An 8,687-nucleotide genomic window follows, 5' to 3' on the forward strand; every position below is an offset into this window, starting at 1 on the left:
CAATGAACGGCATGAGCGTTCGCACCCAGTCATCCGAGCAGCCGGCCGAGACCGTCCACCGCGCCGGCTTCGCCTGCTTCGTGGGCCGCCCCAACGCGGGCAAGTCCACCCTCACGAACGCTCTGGTCGGGCAGAAGGTGGCGATCACCGCCAACCAGCCGCAGACGACGCGGCACACGGTACGCGGGATCGTGCACCGGCCCGACGCCCAGCTGATCCTGGTGGACACCCCCGGCCTCCACAAGCCGCGCACGCTGCTCGGCGAGCGTCTCAACGACGTCGTGCGCACGACGTGGGCCGAGGTCGACGTGATCGGCTTCTGCCTGCCGGCGAACGAGAAGATCGGCCCCGGTGACCGTTTCATCGCCAAGGAGCTGGCGGGCATCAGGAAGACCCCCAAGGTCGCCATCGTCACCAAGACCGACCTGGTCGACTCCAAGACCCTCGCCGAGCAGCTGATCGCCATCGACCAGCTGGGCAAGGACCTGGGCATCGAGTGGGCGGAGATCGTCCCGGTCTCGGCGGTCGGCTCCAAGCAGGTCGACCTCCTGGCCGACCTCCTGATCCCCCTTCTCCCCGAGGGCCCGGCCCTCTACCCCGAGGGCGACCTCACGGACGAGCCCGAGCAGGTCATGATCGCGGAGCTCATCCGCGAGGCCGCGCTGGAGGGTGTACGGGACGAACTGCCGCACTCCATCGCGGTGGTCGTCGAGGAGATGCTCCCGCGCGAGGACCGCCCCGCGGACCGCCCCCTCCTGGACATCCACGCCAACGTCTACATCGAGCGCCCCAGCCAGAAGGGCATCATCATCGGCCCCAAGGGCAAGCGCCTGAAGGAGGTCGGCATCAAGTCCCGCAAGCACATCGAGGCGCTGCTGGGCACGCCGGTCTTCCTCGACCTGCACGTGAAGGTGGCCAAGGACTGGCAGCGCGACCCGAAGCAGCTGCGCAAGCTGGGCTTCTGACCTCCTTCCGTCACGCCGAGCGGGGCGCCGGACCCGTCAACTGGCCCGTGGCGGTGAGGGCCAGACGGGAGAACAGGGTGCCCGAGAAGCCGAACAGCAGGGCCATGGCCAGGGCCATCGGGCGGGTGGGCGCGTTCCAGGAGTTCTCCAGGAAGACCTGACCCAGCAGGTTCAGTTCCGGGTCGGCGAGCATGCGGACGAGCAGCAGGCCGCCGACCGCGGCGAGGGCGCCGCCCACCGGCGCGAGGACCAGGACACCCCAGGACGACGCCCGCTGCGAGCGCAGCACCCCGATGACGGGCGAGAGGAAGCCGCCCAGCGCGCCGAGGAGCATCGTCTCCCGGTGGTCGAAGACCCGGCCGATGAGCAGGATCGCGCAGAGGCCGGTCAGGGCCAGCCACAGGGCGATGCGCTGCTGCTCGTAGTCCTGTTCGGACGCGGTGTCCTCCAGGTCGTGGACGCGCTGCGCGGCGGCCAGGACCAGGGCGCGGGCCCCGGGCGCGGCTGCGGCGGCCCCGGCCTCCGAGTCCTGTGCGAGTCGCTCCGCGAGGGCCGTGTCCTCCGGGGCGGCGGAGGCGGCCAGCACCCGCCGGAAGGCCTGGCGCTGGACCCGGAACTCCTCCTCCGTCTCGATGCCGAGCAGCCGGCGCTCCGCCGTGTGCAGCACGCGCCAGGCCGCGGCGGTCTTCGACAGCGGGATCGCGATCACCCCGAAGCGGGAGCTCAGCCGCCAGACCACCGTGCCGCCCTTCTCCAGGTCGTCCAGCCGGCTCGTCACCGAGGCGAGCTCCGCCCGCGCCGTGAGGTCGTCCCCGCTGAGGACCGCCAGCGCCTCGGCCCTCGCCCGGCAGTCGCGCACACGCGCCTGCAGCAGGCGGTACCGCGGGGCCGCGATCAGCCCTCTGCTGGTGATGTAGACGATCAGCATGTAGCCGACACAACTCAGCCCGAGCCCCCAGCCGATGTCCCGCATCCCGGCCTCCCCCCAGTGTTCCCCGCACCAGTGGTGCCCGGGGGAGGCGGGTGGGCAAACGGGGACGCGGGAGGAACACGCGCCGGCGGCCGGGTCAGTCCAGCAGGGTCGTCGTTCCCCCGGCGGTCATGTCCTGAAGGCCCACCACCCGCAGCAGCTGGAGCCTCTCGTGGGACTCCGTGCCCGGGCGGGCCGTGTGGATGACGAGGAGCTGGCGGTGCTCGTGGCTCAGGAGGACCTCGCAGTCGAGTTCCAGGAGGCCCACGACCGGGTGCCGGAAGCGTTTGGTGGCGGCGCGGCGCACAGCCACCTCGTGGTCGGCCCAGAGGCGGGCGAACTCCTCGCTGCCGGTGCGGAGTTCACTCACCAGGGCGGCCGCCTCGGGGTCGTCGGGCCGGGCCGCCGCCACCGCGCGGAGGCCGGCCACGTGGGAGCGGGCGAGGTCCGGGACGTCCTCCGGCGGGAAGAGGTCGCGCGCGGTGGGGTCCAGGAAGAAACGGCGGATCAGATTGCGCTCGCGCGGCGGCCGGGCGAAGGAGTCCCCGGACAGGGCCCTCGACAGGGCGTTCTGCGCCAGCACCTCGCCGCAGTCCGTGACCACCTGCGCCGGGGTGTCGTGCAGCCGGTCCAGGACCAGCAGCAGGCCCGGGCGGACGTGGGAGGAGGACAGGGCGTTGCGGCGCGGAGGCTGCTCGCCCGCCAGGTGGAAGAGGTGGTCCCGTTCGTCGCCGGTCAGCCGCAGCGCGCGGGCCAGTGCCGTGAGCATCTGGCGGGACGGGCGCGGGCCGCGCGACTGTTCCAGGCGGGTGTAGTAGTCCACGGACATCCCGGCCAGCGCCGCCACCTCCTCCCGGCGCAGACCGGGGGTGCGACGGCGGGCGCCGGGTGCGAGGCCGACGTCGGACGGGTCGAGGCGGGCCCGGCCGCGGCGCAGGAAGTCGGCGAGTTCGGAGCGGTCCATTCCTCCAGGGTGGCCCCGGTGGCCCGGCTTATCCAGGGACCGCCGATCCCCTGATCGGGAGGTCTCTCCCGGCCGGGCCGGAGGCGGACGAGGGTGGTGGCACCAGAACGGAAGGAGATCGTCGTGATCACTCTTGTCACCGGTACCACGGGTCAGGTCGGGCGGCGGTTCGTGCCCCGGCTGCTGGCCCAGGCCGAGACGGGGGAGCGGGTACGGGTGCTCGTGCGGGACGCGGCCCGCGGGGAGCCGTTCGCCGCGCTGGGCGCCGAGGTCGTCCTCGGGGACCTGCGGGACGAGGAGGCGCTCGGCAAGGCCGTCGCCGGGGCGGACGCCGTCGTGAACGTCGCCGCGTCCTTCCGCGGGGTCCCCGACGAGGAGGCCTGGGCCGTCAACCGGGACGCGGCGGTGGCGCTCGGGCGGGCCGCGCGCAGCGCCGGAGTACGGCGGTTCGTGCAGGTCAGCACCGGGAACGTGTACGGCACCGGACGCGGCCGCCCGCTCACCGAGGACGACGAGAGCCGGCCCGGCGGCGAACTGTGGGGCGCCTACCCCGAGTCCAAGGCGGCCGCCGAGCGGGAGCTGCTCGCGCTCGACGGCCTGGAGGTGCGGATCGGGCGGCTGCCCTTCGTCTACGGCGAGCGGGACCCCCACCTCGCCGACTCCCTCCGCTGGGCCGCCCACTGGGCCCCCGCCCAGCGGCTCCAGATGGCCCACCACGCGGACGTCGCCCAGGGGCTGATGCGGCTGCTGTACGCCCCGGCGGTGAACGGCCCGGTCTACAACATCGCCGACGACGCCCCCGTCACGGCGGTCGAGCTGCACCGGCTCAACGGTGTCGAGGTGCCCGCGGACATGCACACCCGCACCGATCCCGACCCCTGGTTCGGGATCATGTCCAACCAGCGGATCCGCCGGGACCTCGGATTCCGGCCCCTCTACCCCAGCGTCTGGACCGCCCGCGACGCCGGCGCCCTCTAGTGCCGCGACAGCGCTAGTCGACTCCCCGGATCCGCCCCACCAGCACCGCCCCCGCCAGCCCGATCACCGCCGCCACCAGGTACAGCACCCGGTAGCCGCCCAGGTAGGTCACGACGGGCGCGGCGAGGGCGGGGGCCGCGACCTGGGGCAGGGCGTTGGCCACGTTGATCACGCCGAGGTCCTTGCCGCGGTCCAGCGCCTTCGGCAGGACGTCCGTCATCAGCGCGAAGTCGACCGAGGTGAACACGCCGAAGCCGATGCCGAGGACGGCGGCCGCCACGACCGCGCCCGGCCAGGTCTGCCAGCCGGCGAGCGCGCCCGTCGCCACCGCCATCAGCACGCCCGACCAGACGACGAACGGCTTGCGCCGGCCCACCCGGTCCGACCACACGCCGCCCGCCACGACCGTCGCCATCAGCGTCAGGCTGTTGACCGCCGTCAGGACCAGCACCCCCTGACCGGGGTCGGGCCGGTGGAGGCGGTCGCGGAGGTAGTAGAGGAGGTACAGCAGCACGAGCGAGTTGCTGAGGTTGATCAGGAACCGGGTCAGCCAGGCCCAGCCCAGGTCGGGATGGCGGCGCGGGCTCAGCCGGAAACCCGCGAGGAAGTCCCGCCGGGACCACGGCGGGACGTCCTTCGGTGACAGCCGCGGATCCTCGTGGCGCAGGACGTACGGCAGCACGCCCGCAACCGTGAACACGGCGCAGGCCGCGTACCCGGCGCCGGTCCCGCCCGCCGCCGTCGCCAGGCCCGTACCGCCGACCACACCGAGGATCTGCGCCGCGCCCAGCCAGCCGCCCACCGCGCCCCGCTGGGACCGGGGCACCCGGTCGGGGACGGCCGCCGTGACCGCCGCGAAGGCCGCGTTCAGGGTGAGCTGCACCAGACACCAGCCGGCCGCCATGGACCACATGCCGCCCGCACCCGCGAGCAGCAGCAGCGACAGCGCGCCGCCCGCGGTCCCGGCCACGATCCACGGCGTACGGCGGCCCCGGCGGGCGGTCGTACGGTCCGACAGGGCGCCGAAGAAGGGGTTCGCCAGCAGGGAGACCACCGCGCCCGCGCCGGTCACCCACGCCAGCATCGTCTCCTTGGACATGCCGGAGCCGGGCGCGAAGTCCTTCGCCTGGGAGGCGAGCAGGATCTGCAGCGGGCCGAACCAGCCCACCCAGATCGCCCCGTTGGCCAGCGACAGGGCCGCCGTCCAGCCCCGCCCGACCGGTTCGACCGGCTCGGCCAGGGCGGCCGAGACGCGGGCGGTGGTCATCCCTGCGCCCGGAGCACGTCCCGGAACCAGTGGTACGACGCCTTCGGGGTGCGCTCCAGCGACGCGTAGTCCACGTGCACGAGACCGAAGCGGCGCGCGTAGCCCTCGGCCCACTCGAAGTTGTCCAGGAGGGACCACACGAAGTAGCCGCGCACGTCCACCCCGGCCCGCAGGGCGGTGTGCAGGGCGCGGATGTGGGCGTCCAGGTAGGTGATGCGGTCCTGGTCGTCGACGCCGTCGTAGGAGCAGCCGTTCTCGGTGATGACGATCGGGGGGAGCCGGTCGCCGTAGCGGTCACGGAAGGCCGTGAGCAGTTCCGTCAGGGCCTCGGGGACGACCGGCCAGCCGAAGTCGGTCACCGGACGGCCCTCGATCTCGCGGACGGAGAAGGGGAGTTCGGCGGGCATGGTGAGCCCGCCGAACTCGGTCTCGGTGCCCCGGGGGGCGCCCACCAGGGACGGCGCGTAGTAGTTGACGCCGTACCAGTCGACGGGCTCGGCGATGACCTTCAGGTCGGCCTGTACGTCACCGGGCATCAACTCGCCCATGCCGTCCGGGTACGCGCCGAGGATGACGGGCTCGGCGAACAGGCGGTTGAGCAGGAGGTCGTAGAAGCCCGCCGCCTCCACGTCGGCCGGCTCGGCGGAGGCGGGCCAGGTGGGGCCGTGGGAGTTGGCGATGCCGATGTCCGTCGCCCCGGCCGCGCGCAGCGCCCGTACCGCGAGGCCGTGGGCGAGGAGCTGGTGGTGGGCGACCGGGAGGGCGTCGAAGAGCAGCCGCCTGCCGGGGGCGTGGGCGCCGAGGGCGTGGCCCAGCAGGGTGTGTTCGGCGGGTTCGTTGAGGGTGATCCACTTGGCGACCCGGTCGCCGAGGCGCTCGGCGACCACCGTCACGTGGTCGGCGAACCGGGCCGCCGTGTCGCGGTCCAGCCAGTCCAGCGAGGCGGGCAGGTCCCAGTGGAAGAGGGTGGGGACCGGCCGTACGCCCGCCGCGCACAGCTCGTCCACCAGGCGGTCGTAGAAGTCCAGCCCGCCGGGGGAGTTGACGCGGGGCCAGGAGACCGAGAAGCGGTAGGCGTTCACGCCGAGCCCGGCGAGGAGGACCACGTCCTCGGGGTAGCGGTGGTAGTGGTCGCAGGCCACCGCCGCCGTGGAACCGTCCTTCACCCGGCCCGGCTCGGCGGCGAACACGTCCCACACGGACGCCTCGCGCCGGTCGGCCGCCCCCTCGATCTGATGGGCGGAGGTCGACACGCCCCACAGGAAGCCGGCCGGGAACCGAGGTATCGGATTGCCTGCGTCAGTCGCCATGGCCGGATCATCCTTACCCCCGGTAAGGGAAGTCAACGGCCGTGCGCCACCGCATAACTGACGAAGCCTTGGTGATGAAGCTCTGTCGGCCGGTTGGAGCAGCGGACTGGCAAAGGGGAAGCCGGTGTTCCGAGACTGAGCCGCATGAATCACCGACAGCGGTCCCGTGGATCGCGCGCACGCTCGTGGGCCGTCCTCGCGGTGTGCCTGCCGGCCGTCCTCGCGGGTGCGCCCAGCGCGTTCGCGGGCCCCCGCCGCGGCACGGCCGCCCCCGCCGACGGCTGCATCTCCACGCCGGCCGAGTACCGGGCCGCGTGGAACGCGCGTCAGGTCCGCTGCGTGTCGCCGTCCCTGTTCGGCACCACGCACACCCGGGGCGACACCTCCCCCTACCCGAGCGGCTTCCGCTACGCGTGGGCCGGCTCAGGCACCAACCTGGAGCGGTACCTGGAGCTGCGCAGGCGCTACGGCGACCAGCCGCCGAAGACCGGCGTCGGGATCCTGTCGTACGTCGGCTACCCGGGCCTGGAGACCTGGTCCACCCCGACGGATCTGGCCGTGTACACCGTGCCGACCGGGGTGCGGGCGCTGGTGCCGGCCTTCGAGACCTGGTTCCGGCTGCTCGACGAGCAGTTCGGGGAGACGGGGGCGTTCCCGCTCGCCGCCCAGCGGGACCTCGTCGTCGCGTACTCCCGGCTCCGCCGCGGCGAGGACGTCGTCGGCGCGTTCCAGAACGTGACCGGATGCCGGCGCGACCGGCTGCTCCAGGGGGCGGTCCCGTCGGCGGCCATCGGCTGCAACCGTTCGTTCCTCGGGGCGCTGGCGGCCGCGGGGCCGTCCCCGTACGACGGCGGGGACTCGCTGACCTGCTTCGCCAAGTTCCGGTCGCGGTACGCCGGTCCCCGGGACGCCGCCGCGCTGCGGGGCGCGCTGTACCAGTGCCAGGACGCCGGATTCCTCAACACCGGTACCGGCCTCGGCTACAACACGTACGCCAATCCGCTCGTGTGCGCGCCCGCCGACCGGCAGACGGTCCGGGAGCGCTACACCGGACGGGAGTTCATCCTCCCGAACGCGCCCTTCGCCGCCCTCCCGAGCCATGTCGACATCCCCCTGGACCTCGGCACACCCGGCCGGCGCGGCTTCCTGCGGGCCGGCTACTGCTAGGCCCCCTCCTTCAGCAGGCGGGAGACCAGCTCCCGCTCCTCCTCGGTCAGCCGGGGATCGGCCGCGTACACCGTGCGGCCGTCCACCGTGATCTCGTAGCCGAAGCCGTCGGGGACACCCGCCGGGGGCGTGGCCCGGCCGGACGCGAGGACGCGTTCGGCCAGGGCCTGCCACTCCTGGGCGTCGGGCCGGCCCGAGGTGTCCACCTCGGCCCGGCGCTCGATGCCCGCGAAACCGCCCGTGCGCCGTACCTGAATCCGCATGGACCCAGTGTGCGGTACTAGAGCGTGCGCACCCCGACCTGTTCCCACGCCTTCTGCACGGACTGCAGCTCGTCCCCGGCGCCGTAGCGCTCGCGCGCGGCCTTCACGGTCAGCGTGGCGAAGTCGGCGAACAGGGCGTCCTGCTTCAGCTCGCCGCCGGTCAGCACGTCGTACCAGATCTGCCCGGCCTTCTCCCAGGAGTGGCCGCCGAGGGCCGTGGCCGCGAGGTAGAAGGCGTGGTTGGGGATGCCGGAGTTGATGTGCACGCCGCCGTTGTCGCGGCCGGTGTGGACGTAGTGGTCCATGGCCGCCGGCTGCGGGTCCTTGCCGAGGTTCGGGTCGTCGTACGCCGTGCCCGGGGCCTTCATCGAGCGCAGGGCGGTGCCGTGCACGCTCGGGGCGAGCAGGCCCTCGCCGATCAGCCAGTCGGCCTCGGCGGCGGTCTGGCCGAGCGTGTACTGCTTGATCAGCGAGCCGAAGACGTCGGAGAGCGACTCGTTGAGCGCGCCGGACTGGCCGAAGTAGGTCAGGTTCGCGGTGTGCTGGGTGACGCCGTGGGTCAGCTCGTGGCCGATGACGTCGACCGGGATGGTGAAGTCGAGGAAGACCTCGTTGTCGCCGTCGCCGAACACCATCTGCTCGCCGTTCCAGAAGGCGTTGTCGTAGTTCTCGCCGAAGTGCACGGTGGCGTCCAGGGGCAGCCCGTCGCCGTCGATCGAGTGGCGGCCGTACGCCTTCAGGTACAGCTCGAAGGTGGCGCCGAGGCCCGCGTAGGCGCGGTTGACCGTGGCGTCCGTGCCGGG

General features: G+C 73.1%; 9 protein-coding genes. 3 read left to right on the plus strand and 6 right to left on the minus strand.

From position 1 onward, the window contains the following. Nucleotides 1–11: 11 nt before the first annotated feature. A complete protein-coding gene (gene era / locus ACWEN3_RS34665; protein WP_452979156.1) occupies nt 12–965 on the plus strand; it encodes a GTPase Era in 954 nt (317 codons plus the stop codon). 10 nt (nt 966–975) lie between these two features. On the opposite strand, the gene ACWEN3_RS34670 is transcribed toward era, so the two are convergent. Together ACWEN3_RS34670 and ACWEN3_RS34675 are read right to left on the minus strand one after the other, a co-directional pair. Continuing rightward, complete coding sequence (locus tag ACWEN3_RS34670) at nt 976–1,938, minus strand: hypothetical protein (RefSeq protein WP_452979134.1); 963 nt, start codon at nt 1,936–1,938, stop codon at nt 976–978. A 94-nt stretch (nt 1,939–2,032) separates the two neighbouring features. After that, complete coding sequence (locus tag ACWEN3_RS34675) at nt 2,033–2,899, minus strand: helix-turn-helix transcriptional regulator (protein ID WP_452979136.1); 867 nt, start codon at nt 2,897–2,899, stop codon at nt 2,033–2,035. A gap of 123 nt (nt 2,900–3,022) precedes the next feature. On the opposite strand from ACWEN3_RS34675, the gene ACWEN3_RS34680 reads away from it, so the two are divergent. Then, nucleotides 3,023–3,877: an NAD-dependent epimerase/dehydratase family protein gene (locus ACWEN3_RS34680; protein WP_452979139.1), complete on the plus strand. Its 855-nt coding sequence runs from the start codon at nt 3,023–3,025 to the stop codon at nt 3,875–3,877. A 13-nt stretch (nt 3,878–3,890) separates the two neighbouring features. Here the strand turns inward: ACWEN3_RS34680 and ACWEN3_RS34685 are convergent, their stop codons facing one another. Both ACWEN3_RS34685 and ACWEN3_RS34690 read right to left on the minus strand, forming a co-directional pair. Further along, nucleotides 3,891–5,144, minus strand: coding sequence for an MFS transporter (locus ACWEN3_RS34685; protein ID WP_452979142.1), 1,254 nt, complete (start codon nt 5,142–5,144; stop codon nt 3,891–3,893). Beyond that, complete coding sequence (locus ACWEN3_RS34690) at nt 5,141–6,454, minus strand: GH1 family beta-glucosidase (protein ID WP_452979145.1); 1,314 nt, start codon at nt 6,452–6,454, stop codon at nt 5,141–5,143. Before ACWEN3_RS34690 ends, ACWEN3_RS34685 begins: the two co-directional genes overlap by 4 nt. Before the next feature lie 144 nt (nt 6,455–6,598). On the opposite strand from ACWEN3_RS34690, the gene ACWEN3_RS34695 reads away from it, so the two are divergent. Then, nucleotides 6,599–7,621 carry a hypothetical protein gene (locus ACWEN3_RS34695; RefSeq protein WP_452979148.1) on the plus strand — a complete coding sequence of 341 codons (1,023 nt, stop codon included), beginning with the start codon at nt 6,599–6,601 and terminating at the stop codon, nt 7,619–7,621. Here ACWEN3_RS34695 and ACWEN3_RS34700 read toward each other — a convergent pair. Further along, nucleotides 7,618–7,884, minus strand: a complete 267-nt coding sequence (locus ACWEN3_RS34700) for a protealysin inhibitor emfourin (protein ID WP_452979150.1) — start codon at nt 7,882–7,884, stop codon at nt 7,618–7,620. The two genes, ACWEN3_RS34695 and ACWEN3_RS34700, sit on opposite strands and share 4 nt — an antisense overlap. 17 nt (nt 7,885–7,901) lie before the next feature. After that, a partial coding sequence (locus ACWEN3_RS34705) for a M4 family metallopeptidase (protein ID WP_452979153.1) occupies nt 7,902–8,687 on the minus strand: 786 nt, incomplete at its 5' end.

The organism is Streptomyces sp. NPDC004561 (genome assembly GCF_053602155.1).